Below are 17559 nucleotides of genomic sequence, written 5' to 3'. Positions count from 1 at the left end.
CGATCATGCGAAATTTACATTCACATGTTATTTTATAAATAATCCTGAATTTGTATAGAACCAGCTGCGTTGTTCCTCAATTGCCGTATCAAATGTTTCATCAATGACAATGCCGCTATCTTCACAAGCAAGCAAGAATCCACCAATGCTGATACTGGCATCCACTTCACCGACACACCCATGACCATATCGTTCACATAACATTTTCAGATAACGTTCATCTTTTTTCGCCATATGCAAAACCGCATGCTCCTGTGCATGTTCTGCCAGTTTATCAAGCTTATCCAACAGCATTGTTTTATATGCTTCACTTTCACAATAAGCAAGCATACGTTGTTTTACCTCATCAAAAACAGCCTCATTCAGCTCTTTACGCTTTGCCATCAGCTTACGGTTAGTATCTTCATGCAAACGGCTTAAAGCAATGGCATGCTCACTTTGCATTTCACGCAATTCTGTTTCTCTCAGCATACCGGCCTCAGTTTGGGCACTTTGTTCCAAAGAGGCGATTGTCTTTTTGCGAATTTGTTCGATTTCACGTTCAATACCGCTGATCTGGATGTCGCTGACTCGTTGTATCTCTTCTTTAAAATATTCTTCCAGTTTCATTTTTTCATCAAGCATCACTCAACACCTCATAGTTTCACACCGATTGCCTCGGATACATAGCCATCAATTGTTTCGCCAATTTTGGCGGAGCCATGACGATCCGGTATCTCAACAATCAGCGGTTTCTTTTGTTTTAGTTTCAACTCAGAGATTACTTCGGGACATGTCTGAATCAGTTTGGTTGTCATTAAAACAATGGCCACATCTTCCATATGCATGGCTGTTTCCAAAGCCTGTAGCACCTCATGGCGCTCATGTACAACAACACCCTCAATACCAGCCAGACGCAATCCCATCTGTGTATCAATATTATCACTGAGCAAGTAAAATTTCATAGGAAAGCTCCTTTCCTTACAGCTGTTTATTACTTTCTATACGACCTACATCAACAATACAAGTAGTCTCATCCTATATGGTACAAGATGAAATCATCTTCCTTTTATATATGAAAAGGCATTGTGAAGGCAGTATAAATAAGTTTAGAATATCATCATGATTTAGAATTTCTTCATGTATAGAATTTCACCATGATTTAGAATTACACCATGATTTAGAACTTCATTATGATTTAGAACTTCATCATGATTTAGAATTTCATCATGATTTAGAATTTCATCAAGATTTATAATTCATCAAGATTTATAATTCATCAAGATTTATAATTTCATGAAGATCATAATAATAGAAATCAACAAACCATAGATAGCAACACCTTCACCCATGGCAACAAAGATCATTGATTTACCAAAGTTCTTTTCATTTTCTGAGAAAGCACCAATGGCAGCTGGTGCTGCAGCAGCTACGGCGATACCAGCCCCTAATGCTGAAAGTCCGGTAGATAAAGCAGCTGCCATAAAGCCCAGACCCTGACCGATGGAGCCAGCCATCTTCAATGCAATATCATCCTGCGTCGCAGCATATGCCTTAGTAGCAGCAAAGAATACTGTTCCAAGCAGAATGGCAAAGAAGAAACATACATGCGTAATCATGCGGCGTTTGGCCACTGATGCGCTCTTTTTTCCACGAAATACATTCACCAAAGGTAAAGAGATCAATACGATCAAAATCAGTGGCAACAATAATTCAAATGCGTTTAACATAATAAATTTCCTCCTAATCGTTCAGTGTTTTAAACACGATTCCATTTCCCGTAAAGTAACGGGAGAACATTTCATAAAATTCTAATCGCAGTACCTGGATACCGACAATCAGTCCTTCCAAACACATAACTAGAATATTCCCAAAAATACCAACAGCTAATCCGCCGATACCGCCAGCCATTTCCATGATCATGGTAACTGCCATCATCATGCCGGCATGGGATAAGACGAATCCACCAACACGTAAATAGGAAATGGTATTGGTAATATAAGATAAACAAATTTCAAACAATTCAAAGAATCCTTCCATAAAGAAAGCCCCAAAGCCTTCCGGGAACATGCTTTTACCATCCAGTTTGCGCATGAGTGGTTCTTTTAAAAAGATTAATAGAAGTGGCACAACGATCAGCAGCAGGATATACAGTGGTGAAAATACGCTGATACCAACAGCTGTAAAGCCGGCACCAATTACTAAAGCACCATAGAAGACAAGCCCTGCCACTCCGTTTTGAGAAAACAGGCATTCCCCTTTATTATCATCTTTGGCATGCGTAATGATATTTAAAACGATTGAGAACATATTCAAGAAAGCTCCAATGCCAACCGCTACGATCAATAAAGGCAAAATGAATTCACTTGACATAACTTCTATAGGCTTCTCAGTAAGTCCTAAGATTGCATGATAGAGAGGATTCAACATGGTTTCATTACCGAAGACGGAACCAAAGACGAAGCCAAAGATGGTAGAAAAGATACCGATACGAATCATGACATCTCCTAACTGCATCTTTTTATATTTATACATCCACCATCCAACAAGGATAACACAAAGTCCCTGACCGACATCTCCAAACATCATACCAAATAATAATGAATAGGTAATAGCGACGATTGGTGTTGGGTCAAAGCCTTCATACTCCGGCGTGCCATACATTTCTATAAACATCGAGAACGGCCTGGCAAACCACCCATTCTTTAATTTGGTCGGAGGCGAGAGTCGCTTGTCGCTATGGGCAGGTCTGACTTCGATTTCCACCTCCTTCAATTCTGAGAATGATGCTTTCAGTTTTGGTACATCATCTTCTGCAATAAAACCTGTTATGGAGAAACGTTCTCCTAATCCAACGACATATTTACGTGCTTCAAAGGTATGATTCAAAAAAGCTAATTCGCTTACGATTTTAGCAATATTTTCACTGCATTCCTTTTTTAAGTTTGCCAGCACTTCTTTTACGTGCTGTAACTGTTTATAATCATTGTCTATTTCCTCTTGCAAAGATTCCTTCGCTCGTTCCGGTGTTCCATGAACAAATTCCGGAATACGGATACGCTCGAAGTATAAGGAAGAGAAAATGTTATCGACATCTCCTTCATATTTTGATGTCGTAATATATAAACACCAGCTATAGGTGTCATCTGTATTGAAGGATTTAAAGACAAATGGACGGTTACGATAGTACTGTAATTTTTCCACACTATCGATTGGCAAACGGCCAAAGCGAATTTTTATATACTCACACTCGAATAAATCATCCAAATTTAAATCAATACTTTCAATATTTCTGACCTGAACTAAGGCGTCCTTATTTTCCTGAATAACGTGTAACAGATCATCTCGAATCTGTGCGCCATCCTGATAACGCTGATAAATGCCATCTACATAAGAAGTCATCTTATCCAGATCATAGTCACGGCTTTTCATACTCAGCTGCGGCAAATTCAATTGCATCTCGTTGACGATTTCTTGTACATGAGATAATACTTCTGCGATAGGATTTTCCTCGCTCAATGTTGTTAAGCCATGTACACTGTCCACAAATTTACTGGCTGGTTCCGGATGAAAATAGTCCAAATCCACAAATTTTAATAAGACATCATTGAGATACTCATTATCAGCCGTAATGTTGATGAGTTTCATTTTTGCGATCGCCATGATATCCTCCTTTCTAATACACCAACATCGATGCAATATCTTCGCTGTTCACCTGATAGCGAACACCTTCGATGATATTGATGATGTTGTCAAGTTCTCGCTGCATAACGACGAGATAACTGCTGTATACCGTTGGCGCATCCTGAGCAAAATACACATTGCGTTTTGCCATTTTATAAAGATAAGCCTGGGTATAATATTCTACATATAAATCTTCTTTATCTTCCAGATGCAGATGGTAAGGGCCTTCCTTAAGTTTCTTCAAAAATAATGGCAAGGGACTTGCCAGAAGCTCTTCCAATCGCTCTTTGGAAATGCGATGATACAATGGCACTAAAGAATCCCGTATGGTATCCTCTCTTGCCTGAAAATACTTTTTAAAACGATAGATTTTTGTCAGATTATCTAGTTCTGCCTTAGTGGCAAACATATCATGGCATTGTTTACGGCTTTTTCCTTTTAACACATCGTGAATCGTATCCATTGCATGCGCATAATACTTCTGATGCAAAGTCGTCTCGATGTCCGTATAGGCAATATCGTTTTCCTGTCCTTTTTTCACCCGATAAGGGACAAGGGCATCATAATACATCGTTTTTTTCACAACCTCCAGCAATTCATCAAAGCTGCGAACATTCCCCATTTTCGTCAAATCATAACTAGTATATGCTTTTAGGAAAAGGGGAAATTCTGCGATAGCATCTTCATACGCCTGGGAAATCAAAACACGAATGCGTGATAGCAATAAGTCAATTTCTATCTGTTGCATATGCAACTTATAATACTGCTGCTGCTTAGATTCACTGTAACGATACAGTTTCATAGATTTGCGAAAGCTTTCTCTTCGTAAAAGATCTTCCAGCTGTCCACGGTGAATGTTGTTTTCGCGTACATCTTTTAGGGCATGTGCATAGGAAGTGCCATTTTTTAGGTAGGCCGCTATTTCGGCAACGCTGCGCTTGTGCAGCAATTCTTCATAGTCCTGTGCGCTCAGCTGTTCGCCAAGCATACTTCTTGCTTTTGCGGCGATAACACCAGCTGCCATTTCCATTCACCATCACCTCCTTATCGGCATCACATTTATGATGCCAGACACCGTTGAATGATTTCGTTCACCCACTCCTCTTTGCTGGCATCATACTTCGCTTCCAGATTATGCAGTGCATCTTGATAGGCTTTTTCTTCCTGCTCTTGTTCTTTTTGTAAAGCTGCATTCAGTTCTGCCTGTTTCGCTTCCAACAATGCTTTTGTTTCCTGTTGATACCGCGATTTGATTTCATCATCTTGCTGTTGTATCAAATTTTGGATATTCAGACGTTCCTGTTGCTTTTCTTTTACTCGTCTTCTTGCCTGTTTGTCAGCGTCAACGATTTCTCTGATAATCTCTTCCAAAACACGACACCTCCTTTTTTATTATTATAACACTTTCAGCGATTTAGGATACAGGAATCTTTCCTAAATCATTTTCAAAGTATATTCCTTTTTTTCGTATTTTTCAACAATGAAATTAAAAATTGGTTCATGCATGAAAAAAAGGGTCAAAAACCCTTTATATAAAGGATTTTTGACACCTTAGCAGATAACTGATACAAGCTATATTAGGCAGCACTGCGCTTTTTCTTTTGTTCTAAAATTTCCATATTCTTTCGTTCGTTATTTTCAACTTCACTATAATCTTCAATCAATGCACTATCCGTATAAACATCTGGATCATTGATACGATCTTTAAAGACAAATTTCAATAGGATTGGCGTGACAATTGTCGTAAAGACAACCATGATGATGATCGGACCAAAGAATTGATCATTCATCAATCCAACAGCCATCCCCTTGCTGGCAACAATTAAGGCGACTTCTCCACGCGAAATCATACCGACACCAATACGAGCCGATTGAATTGTCTGATAACCACAAAGTTTTGCACCAAGGCCACATCCCAAAATCTTGCTGAGGACAGAAATAACTAATAATAGCACAGAGAAAATTAAAATACTTGTCGTCATCTCTGGCAGAACAAATTTTAAACCGATACTAGCAAAGAAAACCGGTGAAATAAGCAGATAGCTTAAAGTTTCTATACGCATCTTCACATAAGAAGAACGACTCGTTCCGGAAATGATCAATCCGGCAATAAAGGCTCCCGTGATATCAGCGACACCGAAGAATTCTTCTGCGCAGTAAGCAAACAATAAGCAGAAAGCAAAAGATAGGATAGAAAAACGACGGTGTACTTTTTCATAACGATCAAACCATTTTTCAATCAGTTTATGAGCTGCTAAACCAATCACAATGCTGACCGCAAAGAAGGCAACAATTTTAATCATGACTGTCGTTAAATCAACAGATGTATCTGCCATACCAGTAATTAAGGTCAACGCGATAATTCCTAATACGTCATCAATCAAAGCAGCTCCTAGGATGGCATTTCCACTAGGTGTTGATAATTTCCCCATTTCTTTTAAGGTTTCCACACTGATGGATACCGAAGTTGCTGTCAAGATAACACCGATAAACATGTTTTCCAAAAATGCTTTATCGCCACTGTTATAAAAAGAAGCCAGTAAATAACCGCCGATCAATGGTATTAATACACCAATCAAGGCAATCACAAAACTCTTTCCGCCACTTTTCTTAAGTTCATTGATATCCGTTTCCAACCCGGCTGAAAACATTAAGACGATCACACCGATTTCAGCAATATGATCAATGAATTGCGATTCATGAACAATTTTCAAAAAGCCTGGGCCCAACACGATACCGGCCATCAAAGCACCGACAACCTGTGGCATCTCTATACGTTTTGTCACAAGTCCCAATACTTTGGTAAAAATTAAAATTAAGGCAATATCTAATAAATATCCATAAGATTCCATAACGATTCTCCTCTTTTTACCACCCGAATATTATACACTACAACAATGAAAAAGCAAGTTATATTTTTACATCTTTTCTCTTATGCGTATTTGTATAAAAAAGTATGTTCGTATCGAAAGCGTCTACATATTTGTAAAGGCGCATCCATCAAAAAAACAATCCTTTTCGTGATTGTTTTTTCCTTATTGTTCTAATAGTTCATAGCGTGCTTTGATATGGTGATGTGTAAGCGTAAAGGTTTGTTGAGAAATGGCAGATAAAAGATCATCATCAAAATTAAAGTGGACTTTATAAGCGCATAATGCTTGAAAATCCTTACGTTGATTCTTTTGGGCGCCATATTTCACATCCCCAAATAAAGGATGATGAAGATATGCCATTACCGCGCGTATCTGATGACTTTTTCCCGTATGCAATTGCACTTCCACATACGCATATCGCTTTCCTTGATGCAATGTGCGATAGCTGGTTTCTATGCGTTGACTGTTCTTTTGTTCATGGGCATACAAATGAACCTTGTTGCTTTTTGCATCCTTTTTATGCCAAAGTACCACATGCCCTGTCTTTTGCTCCATAACACCTTCAACAATACATACATAATGTTTTTCAACTTTATGTTCGCGAATATAGGCATTCATACGCCGCAATGCTTCCGCTGTCTTCGCTCCTATGACAATTCCTTCCGTATTGCGATCTAAGCGATGACATAGAGCCGGTGTAAAACTTTGTCTTGTTTGTGGATCATACTGTCCTTTCTTATATAAGTAATGTAAGAAGCGATCTGCCAGATTATCTTGTATTTCATTGCTATCTTTATGTGTCAATAAGCCGCTCGGTTTTTTCATTAAAATGACATTTGCATCCTCATAAAGGACATCCAATTCGCTGCTAACCTTTATAAAGGAGCAATCTTCTCCTGTTTCAAAAAATTCTTCCGCAATAAAACATAATACGTGATCTCCTGGCAGCAGACGCTGCGCAATTTCGCAACGTTTTCGATTTACTTTTATTTTCTTATTTCTTATATATTTATACATCAAACTTTTAGGCAATGCTGGCAACGTCTTTTGCAGAAATTTATCCACACGCTGGTTGGCATCATCCTCTTGGATAATAAATTCACGCATGCTGCTTCCTCCTTTTATCCCTATGCTGATGGCTCATTGCTAGTAAGTACGAAGAAAAAATCTTATTACTTACAGACTCCTTAATTATACATGACGATTTCCAACTTTCCATTGTAAATTTTCGTTTTTCTAGTAAAATGAACTATACAAAAGGATGTGAAGGTATGCAATGTCGTCTTTCAGTCAGAGAACTGGTTGAGTTTTTATTTCAAAGCGGTGATTTAGTCTATAGTGGTCAAAGTGTCGAAAGAGCGAATTTAGGCAGTCGAATTCATCGCATGTTGCAATCACAGGCCACAGGTGATTATCAAAGTGAAGTTTATCTGAAACAGGAGACGATCATCGAAGATGTGACCTTTGTGATTGATGGCAGAGCCGATGGCATTTTAAAGGACGAACATGGTATCACTATTGAAGAAATCAAGACGACTGCTCTTCCCCATGATGAAATAAATGACTCTTGTTTTGTGCATTGGGCTCAGGCATATTGTTATGGCTACTTGTATGCCATGCAACATGCGTGTGAACAGCTTACCATTCAATTAACCTATTATCAGATTGAAACAAAACAAATCTTCACATTTCAACAAGTAAAAACACAGGAACAGTTGACCGCTTTTTACCTCGATTGTCTAAAACAACATTTACGTTGGGCACGTCTTTCCCAAAATATTCGTATTGCTTCTTCCACTACCTTAAAAAAACTAACATTTCCTTTTTCTTCCTATCGCAAAGGACAACGTCAGTTTGCCGTAGCTGTATATAAAACGATTTTAGATAAACAAAATCTGTTTGCTCAAGCTCCTACCGGTATAGGGAAAACCATTTCTACAATATTCCCCTCTTTAAAAGCCATTGGAGAAGGAAAGGCCGAAAAGCTTTTTTATCTCTGTGCGAAAAACATCACGGCAAGTGTTGCCTATGATACAATTGCGTTATTACAAAAGCAAGATGTATCGTTTAAAACGGTCTGCATTACGGCTAAAGATAAAATCTGTTTGTTGGAAGAACGTAATTGTGACCCTAAAGTTTGTCCTTATGCCAAAGGCTATTATGACCGAAATAAAAATGCTTTGTATGAGCTTTTAAGTGGTGAAGACTTCATGAATAAAGAAGTGATTGTACATATGGCTAAGCAGCATGATATCTGTCCTTTTGAATTGAGTCTTGATGCCAGCCTGTATGCAGATGTGATTATCTGTGATTATAATTATGTTTTTGATCCTCATGTCTATTTAAAACGTTTTTTTATGGAAAAAGGCAATTATATCTTTTTAGTAGATGAAGCTCATAATCTGATTGACCGTGGTCGCGAAATGTATAGTGCTGTCTTGGAAAAAGAGCAGTTTCTTTCCATACGCAAAAAGATTCCTAAGGATGCGGTGTTGCTTCATAAGGCACTGCAAGCTGTCTTAAGTGAATTTGCAAAGCTGAAAAAGTGTTGTGAATATAGTGATTTCTTTGCGGATGAAGAACCCTGTTTGCCTTTTCTGGAAAAGTTAGAAAGTTTTTCTGAGCATTGTGATGCTTATCTGCAAAGTGAGCATGAAGAAAGCCATGATGATGAACTCAAGGATGTTTATTTCGCGGTAAATGCTTATATCCGTATCGCTGATTATTATGATGAGCATTTTGTGACCCTAATACAAAAGGATGCAAATAATGTCATCGTCAAACAATTTTGCATGAATCCCCGCCATCCTTTACAAAACATCATGAAAAAAGGACGCAGTACAATCTTATTTTCAGCAACGCTGTCACCTATTGATTATTATCTGGAGCTTTTAGGCGGTGATGAAAAGACTCCTCGTCTTTCCTTGCCTTCACCTTTTGCAAAACAACAGATCAAAGTCATCATCAATAATGCCATTTCGACAAAATACCGTAATCGCAGTCATAGTCTTATCGCCATAGTGGAAATGATTCACGCATGTGTGCTTGCAAAAGCCGGTAATTACATTGTCTTTTGCCCAAGTTATGCATATTTACAACAGATTGCCGAAGAATTTGCGAATCAATATCCGGATATTGCCATTTCCATACAGGATGGCAATATGAATGATGAACAAAAACAAGCGTATCTAAAGCAATTTGAAGAAATGGATGGTTTGCATGTCGCTTTTTGTGTATTAGGTGGCATGTTTGCGGAAGGCATTGATTTAAAAGGTGATCGTCTGATTGGTGCTATCATCATCGGTGTCGGTCTTCCCAAACTTCATCCTCAGCTAGATCTGATCAAAGCGCATTTTGATGAAATTAATCAAATGGGCTATGCCTATGCCTATCAATTTCCCGGTATGAACAAAGTTCTACAAGCAGCCGGCCGTGTCATACGTTCCCTTTCTGATAAAGGGATGGTCGCTTTCATTGACGAACGTTTTACCACACGGTTTTATCGCAATTTATTACCGATACTGTATGCGCATTATGAAATTATTAATGAGCCTCAACGCGTATATACTGTTTTATCCTCTTTTTGGCAGGAATAAGGAGATTATCTCATGAAACCAAATAATCATTTTGTTCTTTCGCTCGTATGTATGGCATTAGGTGGCTTATGTATAGGGTATTATAGTTATTTATGCATTGTTTATGGTATCAATGAAATCGTTTTTTCCTGGGTCTTTTTACTTGGTGGGATGTTGTTACTTATCATAGGAATGATGACCTATAAAAGGAAAAAACATATCTTTTCATATCTGCCTATCCCCTTACGCCGCATAGTATACTTGTGCACTACTATCATAATTATCCTATTTTTGGGATTACAATCCTGCATCCTCTATCAAGGTATGCACACGGATAAACAACAAGGTGATGCTGCTATCATCTTAGGGGCGCAGTTGCATGGTTCTTCGATTTCTCGCTTACTTCGTTATCGTTTGGAACGAGGTATCCAGTTTGCTGAGGAATATCCAAATACCTATCTGATAGTAAGCGGTGGCAAAGGGCAAGCGGAAACTTGCAGTGAAGCCAGTGCCATGAAACAGTATCTGATTCAGCATGGTGTAGCAGAATCACGTATCTTAATGGAAGATGCTTCTATGAATACACAGGAAAATTTAGCTTTCTCAAAAGTGCTTATGGAGAAATACCATATAAAAAGTGCTTCCATCATCACCAATGATTTCCATATGTTTCGTGCCGGTTTCATCGCAACTTCTTTAGGTTTGTCTTATCATAATTACCCTGCTCGCAGTGATCTTGATCTGGCACCCAATTTTTACTTTAGGGAATTTTTTGGTTCTGTTAAAGATATCACCTTATCAATAATCAAAAGATACTAACATCGTCATAAAAAGGAAAGCGAGCGCTTTCCTTTTTGATCCTATAATAACTGAGCAAAATCCTTTATATTGCCAACCACACGTCGGCCTGTCTTTGTAAGCTTATCTCTGTGTTCATGTCCATTCGCTATCAAGATACAATGACATCCTGCATATTTTGCCACTTCACTGTCATGTACACTGTCACCGACAAATACAACTTCATTTGGATTTAACTGGCGTTCTTTTACAAAGGCTTTCGCCAATTCTGCTTTGGAATGAGCATGAATGTTATCTAAGCCTTGAATATCCTGAAAATAATTAGAAATGTCATAAACAGCAAGCTGTTGTTTTAGAAACTGCAGATCACTGGCGCTCAACAAGTATTGGCGATAACCCTTTTGTTCTGCTTTTTCCAAGGTTTCTTCTACCCCAGTATGCAAGGAACATTGTAAAGAATGAGGCTGATAATATGCCATATATTGTTGTGCCAAGATGGGAAATGGTGTTTTGGCAAAGTCGAAACCAACTTTTTTATAATATTCAATGACAGGAAACTGAAAGTATTTACGATATTCATCTTTATCCAGGACAAGCGGCAATTGTTCTTTCGTTAAGATGCTGTTTAATGCATCCATGCTGACATCTAGATCATCCAATAAGGTACCATTCCAATCCCAAATAATATGTTTCATATGCAGCATTTGTATCCACCTCCTGTATAATTTTCATCATTATATACTATCTTATGTATTTTTGCAAAAGTTATTACGCTGAATCCACAGGAGAAAAGAACCTTTCTTTAAGAAAGGTCCTCATCAAAAAGATAATTGGATGGATTGCCAATAGGATGGATTAGTCTTCGTACTCCCAACGATCTTCATTCATCATGTCTGTATCATACTGGCCTTCTTCATAGCCACGTTCAAAATCTTGCTCATCTTCACGCATACGACAGTTTCTCATACACTGGCGATATTGTGCACGGCAGCGGTCTTCACAACTTGGACGTGGAGGGCATGGACGTGGTGGACAAGGTCTAGGTGGACATGGGCGTGGTGGGCATGGTCTTGGTGGGCATGGACGTGGCGGACAAGGTCGCTGACAGCCACAGTTACAATTGTTATGACAGCCGCAGCTGTGATTGCCCGAATTACCACAGCCAGAGCCTGGGCGATACGTGTTTGCACATGAGCAGCGAGAACGTTCTTGAACATTATGATTGCTGCAATTTGACTGATTTACCATGATTCTTTCTCCATTGCGGTTACAGTTCGATGAATTGTTACAGCTGCAGGAGTTGTTGCAGTTTGCATGATACATATAGTTAGTTCCTCCTTTTTCACTGAGATTTCCTTCATCTCAATCCACTATATGCATTCACCCTCATGGGCTTCTAGGCATATCATTCAACTGAATAGGAAAAAGTTGATGTTTTCTTAATAAAGACATCAACTTTCCCACGATAACGTATTCTCTTTGCTTATTGTGAAACCATCTGATAAAACACATCCAGCTTCGTATATGCATTCACATTAAATCTTGGTAATGCATAAGGATCATCCTGTCTGCTGGCTTTTCTATTTTCGTTAAATCCAAATGCCAACTTCGTACCATGTTGTTTTAATACCTCCTGTATCAAAGGATTATATTTTCCATATGGATAAGCATAAAATTCTGTTGATACAAGCGATGCTTCTTTTTGCGTATCTATTTGCAATGCTTCTTTCGTCAATTGATGAACACGAAAGCCTCCATCCTTATGATGAAGATCAAAGGAATGCGCATAAAAAGACAACTTTTTTGTATGTTGCATATCTGCTAAGGTTGCATGCTGACGTTTATTGGGTTTATATTCGCTGCGATTCGCCTCAATTTGTGAGCCAATCACAAAAACACTTCCTTGAAATCCATATTTTTCTAAAATTGGCTGTGCATATTTAATCGAGGAATAAAATCCATCATCAAAAGTGATGACAACGCTTTTTTCATCTAACTCTTTTCGTCCCATACGCCATTCATAAACATCCTGTAAACTAACACTATGATATCCCTTTTCCTTTAACAACTTCATCTGTGCTTCAAAGGAAGACAATGAATTCACCCACATATTTCCTTTAAAATACGCTTCTTTATCCTTATCCTCGACAATGTGATGATAGCCTAAAATAGTGATTTGTTCACTTGGCAAGCTTTTTACATACACAACCTGCAAACCATAAGCAAGCAAAAGGGTCATCACGACTAGCATGGTTTTTCTTCTCATTTTCATCGTAAAAACATCCTCACGATCGTTTCTTTCGTTTTCGTATATGGGTGATAGCGCATAGGAAGATCTAACCATGTCGCCTTTTTTACGATACTGCGGAAATGAGAAAATGTTTTAAAGGATTCATATCCATGATAACTCCCCATCCCACTTTGTCCTACACCGCCAAAGCCCATCTGACTGGTTGCCAGATGAATAATGGTATCATTGATACAACCGCCGCCAAAGCTCAACGTATGCAAAATGCGCTGTTCTACTGCTTTTCTGCTCGTGAATAAATACAAAGCCAGCGGACGTTCTTGTGCTTGTATGAACGTTATGACCTCATCAAGATCATCATAAGGTAAAATTGGCAAAAGCGGTCCAAAAATTTCTTCCTGCATGATAGCAGAAGTCAAGGAAACATTTTCTAACACAGTCGGTGCAATCTGTAAGGTTTCTTCCCGCAACTGCCCACCAATACATATATCACCACTCTGCATAAGCTGGCGTAGACGCGTAAAATGTTTTTTATTGATAATTGCTGGATAATGGGGATTGGCTAATACATCCTCACCGAAGAAAGATTGCAATTCCTGTTGCAAATAGGCAAGAAAAGCTTGACGTATCGAAGAATGTACAAACACATGATCAACGGCTACACAGGTTTGCCCGGCATTAAGAAATTTGCCAAAGGCAATACGACGTGCAGCGATGCGTAAATCTGCACTTTCATCAACGATACAAGGACTTTTCCCTCCTAATTCTAATGTGATTGGTGTAAGATATCGACTAGCTTTCTCCATCACCATTTTACCAACCGTTACTCCGCCGGTAAAAAAGATGTAATCAAACCGTTGTTCCAATAGTTCATTATTTTCCTTGCGGCCACCTTCTACAACGGCAACATACTCCTCTTCAAAGCATTCCCTTAGGATCTTCGCCAAGACTGCACTACACGCTTTGGCATATGCACTGGGCTTTAAGATCACCGTATTACCAGCAGCCAATGCCCCAATCAATGGTTCCATACATAATTGAAAAGGATAATTCCAAGGTGCCATGATCAACACTACTCCATAAGGTTCTGCAGATTGAAAGCTTTTAGCGGGAAATTGGGCAAGAGGTGTACGCACTTTTTTAGGTTTTGCCCATTGTTCAAAATGTCGCAGTTGCATGCGTAATTCTGCCAGCACCATTCCGGTTTCACTCATATAAGATTCCATTGTTGCCTTATGCAAATCTTCATACAAAGCTTCATGAATAGCCGTTTCATTTCTTTTGATACATGCCTGCAGCCGCTGTAATGCCTGTTTACGTTTTATCAAAGAGCGCGTATTTCCTTTTTGATAATATGCTCTTTGCCGCTGTACTAGTTCTTTGATTTCCATAGGGTTTCCTTTCTCAAGCTTTTTCCATAAGCCTTGTATTACGTTACGATGTTGATTTACATTTTTCGTTTAATGATTTCTATCTTTCTTTTATTTCATCCTTATCATGATAATGCAATTCCTGCATAACGACAAGTAAAAGGGTTGAAATTCTGAAATTCTACTTACAAATACTGGTAAATACAGTATAATGGAGACGAGGTGATACATAATGAGAGGTATTTATAATTCGGTAACGGATATACGAAGAAAGGTCTTCACTGAAATTGCCCGATTGGCATATGAAGGTGGAGATTATGCCACTGAAATTGAAAAGCTTCCTTTTAAGATCTTACCAGGAGAACAAGCAAAGTATCGAGAAAGTATCTTTTTAGAACGTGCCATTGTTGGGGAACGTCTGCGCTTAGGAATTGGGTTGCCATTACGTAAAATGGATGAGCATGCACCCTTAAGCGATGGTATTGAAGAAAGTGCGATCGCTGAGAAATATTATGATGATCCTTTGATCAACATCATTAAATTTGCCTGCAATGCCTGCCCGGAAAAGCAGATTGTTGTCACGGATACCTGTCAAGGGTGTTTAGCACATCCTTGTAAAGAAGTTTGTCCGAAAGATGCCATCAGTATTATTAATGGTAAATCTGTCATTGATCAGGATAAATGTATCAAATGCGGCCGCTGTATGGATGTATGTCCTTATGGTGCTATTAACAAGTTGGAACGTCCTTGTGCCAGAAGTTGTGGCATGGATGCCATAAAAAGTGATGAATTCGGAAGAGCTGAAATTGATCATGAGAAATGTGTTTCTTGCGGTATGTGTTTAGTCAATTGCCCATTTGGCGCGATTGTTGATAAAGGACAGATCTTTCAGACGATTCATGCGATGAAAAGCGGAAAAGAGGTTATTGCGGCAATTGCCCCGGCCTTTGTTGGACAATTTGGGGCAAGCGTGACACCTGAAAAAGTAAAAGGGGCCTTAAAAGCGTTGGGTTTTGCGGATGTTGTAGAAGTAGCCATCGGCGCCGATTTATGTACGGTTGAAGAGGCTGAAGACTTCTTAAACAAAGTGCCTGAACAACAGCCATTTATGGCAACATCCTGTTGCCCTGCCTGGTCAGTCATGGCGAAAAAGCTTTTCCCTGATTTTAAGCCTTATATTTCTATGGCCTTAACGCCGATGGTCTTAACCGGTCGTTTGATTAAAAAGCAAAAACCGGATGCAAAAGTCGTTTTCATCGGCCCTTGTGCTGCCAAGAAACTAGAAGCCAGTCGCAAAAGTGTACGCAGTGATATCGATTTTGTCTTAACCTTTGAAGAAGTCATGGGTATGTTTGAAGCCAAAGGCATTGTTTTAGAACAAGCCATGGTAGATGAGCCATTTGCCGAAGGAACTGCGAATGGACGTGGCTTTGCCGTTAGCGGCGGTGTTGCCAATGCGGTGAAACAATGTATTCAAAAAGAACATCCGGATAAAGAAGTATTGATTGATTCGGCTGAAGGTTTAAAGAATTGTAAAACGATGCTCATGATGGCAAAAGCCGGTAAACGCAATGGCTACCTGTTAGAAGGAATGGCATGTCCCGGCGGTTGTGTTGCTGGTGCGGGAACTTTACAGCCTGTAATGAAATCCAGCGCATTGGTAAAGAAATATACGAATGAAGCTGAAAAGAAGCTCGCTTTTGAAAGTGAGTATTTAGAGAACTTAGCATTGATCACAAAAGAATAATGTGATAAGAACATTTGCATATACAACCTTATGGAACAAAGAGGTGAAGAATAAGAAACACCTCTTTATTTATAAGGTAACGACATATGCGTGTAGATCACATATAAGAGTACATGAACCCATAGATAACATTACCAAATAAAAATAAATACGATTTTCGATAGGCGTTATAGCACTATCCTAAGAAAATCGTATTTTCTTTATTTACATCATATCCTCTTAACTGTATCTAACCGCGTAAATCGATCACTTGTATTCCATATGACTATCGTTAATGCGTTTTATTTTATGATCAAATCCGGAGATATTTGTACATCTACCCCTTCATAGCGATCATGCAACCCCTTTTCGATGCGTAGCTTTAGCTGTTCCAATTGCGCCACATTCAACATATTGGAATGCGAGCGAATATAAATTTCAATCCACAATTTACGTCCTGTCTGAATAACATCATAAAATGTAATTTCATATGCATAATCATCAAACAACTCTTGAGCACACTGTTTAATTTCTTCCATAACCTCTTCTTCCGGAGCAAATAAAACAAGATTCTTTAATGATTCTTGAATCAGATGGAAAGGCTGCGGTAACATGATCAGCGCAATAATAATGGCAATGATCTGATCTATATAAGGGGAAAGCCAGTAAAGTGGTGAGTTGTCCAATAAGGAGCCAAGGAAAAAAGCCAATCCGACACCAATACTGCTAAAAACATCCAATTTCCAGCCAAGGATTTCGGCTTCTACTAAAGGTGCCTGCACTTGTTTATGCATACGTGTTAAAAGCCATAACACAATGGCACTGATCATTGCCAATCCAAATTCGAAATATCCAATCAATTGCTGATCAATCGTGTTTCCACCATGTAATAGCATTTGCACATTCGCTAAGATCAATCCAATTGTAACAGCAATCAACAGTAAACCTTTCCCAAGAATCAGTAAGCTTTCGACTTGAGCATAGCCAAATGGTTTCCGTTCACTGACCGGTTTATAAAATAAAGGAATTAAAAAGATAATTAAGCCAAGGACAATCGCCTCTGCAAAATCATAAATACTATCCATCAACACTGCCTGTGAATTGGCATACAATGCCATCATGATTTCTAATACCGAAAATAAGATACCTGCATAAACAGGCAGTTTCATCATTTGTTTCTCTGTTTTCATTTTTTTATTCATTATCATCAACCCGCCTTTTTCGTAAATGAAAAACACGGATAAGGTACAAGAATCGTTTTTTCTTATATTGAAACAAGAAAAAATCTAAAAACTAATTGCGTGTA

At 38.7% G+C, this 17559-nt stretch carries 16 protein-coding genes; 3 read left to right on the top strand and 13 right to left on the bottom strand.

Features of this window, described 5'->3' with window-relative positions:
* Window positions 1-27 precede the first annotated feature (27 nt).
* From EDD61_RS05655 to EDD61_RS05620, 8 genes are all read right to left on the bottom strand, one after another.
* Window positions 28-624 carry a V-type ATP synthase subunit E gene (locus EDD61_RS05655; protein ID WP_132224489.1) on the bottom strand — a complete coding sequence of 199 codons (597 nt, stop codon included), beginning with the start codon at window positions 622-624 and terminating at the stop codon, window positions 28-30.
* Between the two features lie 11 nt (window positions 625-635).
* Window positions 636-944 (bottom strand): V-type ATP synthase subunit F, encoded by a 309-nt coding sequence (locus EDD61_RS05650; protein ID WP_008687674.1) that lies wholly within the window; start codon window positions 942-944, stop codon window positions 636-638.
* Between the two features lie 321 nt (window positions 945-1265).
* A complete protein-coding gene (locus EDD61_RS05645) occupies window positions 1266-1709 on the bottom strand; it encodes an ATP synthase subunit C (protein WP_008978640.1) in 444 nt (147 codons plus the stop codon).
* 13 nt (window positions 1710-1722) lie between these two features.
* The gene (locus EDD61_RS05640) at window positions 1723-3642 is read right to left on the bottom strand and encodes a V-type ATP synthase subunit I (RefSeq protein WP_132224487.1); all 1920 of its coding nucleotides are present in this window, start codon (window positions 3640-3642) and stop codon (window positions 1723-1725) included.
* Between the two features lie 13 nt (window positions 3643-3655).
* Complete coding sequence (locus EDD61_RS05635; RefSeq protein ID WP_132224485.1) at window positions 3656-4693, bottom strand: V0D/AC39 family V-type ATPase subunit; 1038 nt, start codon at window positions 4691-4693, stop codon at window positions 3656-3658.
* 29 nt (window positions 4694-4722) lie between these two features.
* Window positions 4723-5034, bottom strand: a complete 312-nt coding sequence (locus EDD61_RS05630; RefSeq protein ID WP_008687666.1) for a hypothetical protein — start codon at window positions 5032-5034, stop codon at window positions 4723-4725.
* 206 nt (window positions 5035-5240) lie between these two features.
* Window positions 5241-6515: a cation:proton antiporter gene (locus tag EDD61_RS05625; RefSeq protein ID WP_132224483.1), complete on the bottom strand. Its 1275-nt coding sequence runs from the start codon at window positions 6513-6515 to the stop codon at window positions 5241-5243.
* Between the two features lie 183 nt (window positions 6516-6698).
* On the bottom strand, window positions 6699-7643 hold the full coding sequence (locus EDD61_RS05620; RefSeq protein WP_132224481.1) for an RluA family pseudouridine synthase: 945 nt from the start codon (window positions 7641-7643) through the stop codon (window positions 6699-6701).
* A gap of 164 nt (window positions 7644-7807) precedes the next feature.
* Here EDD61_RS05620 and EDD61_RS05615 point away from each other — a divergent pair, with 164 nt between their 5' ends.
* Window positions 7808-10132 (top strand): ATP-dependent DNA helicase, encoded by a 2325-nt coding sequence (locus tag EDD61_RS05615; RefSeq protein WP_132224479.1) that lies wholly within the window; start codon window positions 7808-7810, stop codon window positions 10130-10132.
* Between the two features lie 12 nt (window positions 10133-10144).
* Window positions 10145-10930 (top strand): YdcF family protein, encoded by a 786-nt coding sequence (locus EDD61_RS05610; protein ID WP_132224477.1) that lies wholly within the window; start codon window positions 10145-10147, stop codon window positions 10928-10930.
* A 41-nt stretch (window positions 10931-10971) separates the two neighbouring features.
* On the opposite strand, the gene EDD61_RS05605 is transcribed toward EDD61_RS05610, so the two are convergent.
* The 4 genes from EDD61_RS05605 to EDD61_RS05590 form a co-directional block, all read right to left on the bottom strand.
* Window positions 10972-11613: an HAD family hydrolase gene (locus EDD61_RS05605; RefSeq protein ID WP_132224475.1), complete on the bottom strand. Its 642-nt coding sequence runs from the start codon at window positions 11611-11613 to the stop codon at window positions 10972-10974.
* Window positions 11614-11764: 151 nt separating this feature from the next.
* A complete protein-coding gene (locus EDD61_RS05600) occupies window positions 11765-12157 on the bottom strand; it encodes a hypothetical protein (RefSeq protein WP_132224473.1) in 393 nt (130 codons plus the stop codon).
* 235 nt (window positions 12158-12392) lie between these two features.
* Window positions 12393-13181, bottom strand: a complete 789-nt coding sequence (locus tag EDD61_RS05595; protein ID WP_132224471.1) for a polysaccharide deacetylase family protein — start codon at window positions 13179-13181, stop codon at window positions 12393-12395.
* Window positions 13178-14587: an aldehyde dehydrogenase gene (locus tag EDD61_RS05590; RefSeq protein ID WP_226896975.1), complete on the bottom strand. Its 1410-nt coding sequence runs from the start codon at window positions 14585-14587 to the stop codon at window positions 13178-13180. Before EDD61_RS05590 ends, EDD61_RS05595 begins: the two co-directional genes overlap by 4 nt.
* Before the next feature lie 172 nt (window positions 14588-14759).
* On the opposite strand from EDD61_RS05590, the gene EDD61_RS05585 reads away from it, so the two are divergent.
* Window positions 14760-16274 (top strand): 4Fe-4S dicluster domain-containing protein, encoded by a 1515-nt coding sequence (locus EDD61_RS05585; RefSeq protein ID WP_008687646.1) that lies wholly within the window; start codon window positions 14760-14762, stop codon window positions 16272-16274.
* Between the two features lie 281 nt (window positions 16275-16555).
* Here the strand turns inward: EDD61_RS05585 and EDD61_RS05580 are convergent, their stop codons facing one another.
* Complete coding sequence (locus tag EDD61_RS05580) at window positions 16556-17455, bottom strand: cation diffusion facilitator family transporter (protein ID WP_008687644.1); 900 nt, start codon at window positions 17453-17455, stop codon at window positions 16556-16558.
* Between the last annotated feature and the right edge of the window lie 104 nt (window positions 17456-17559).

It is taken from the genome of Longicatena caecimuris (assembly GCF_004341945.1).
GTDB classification, from domain to species: domain Bacteria; phylum Bacillota_I; class Bacilli_A; order Erysipelotrichales; family Erysipelotrichaceae; genus Longicatena; species Longicatena caecimuris.
The sequence above is the reverse complement of the archived record's forward strand: the minus strand, read 5'-3'. Positions and strand labels throughout refer to the sequence as shown.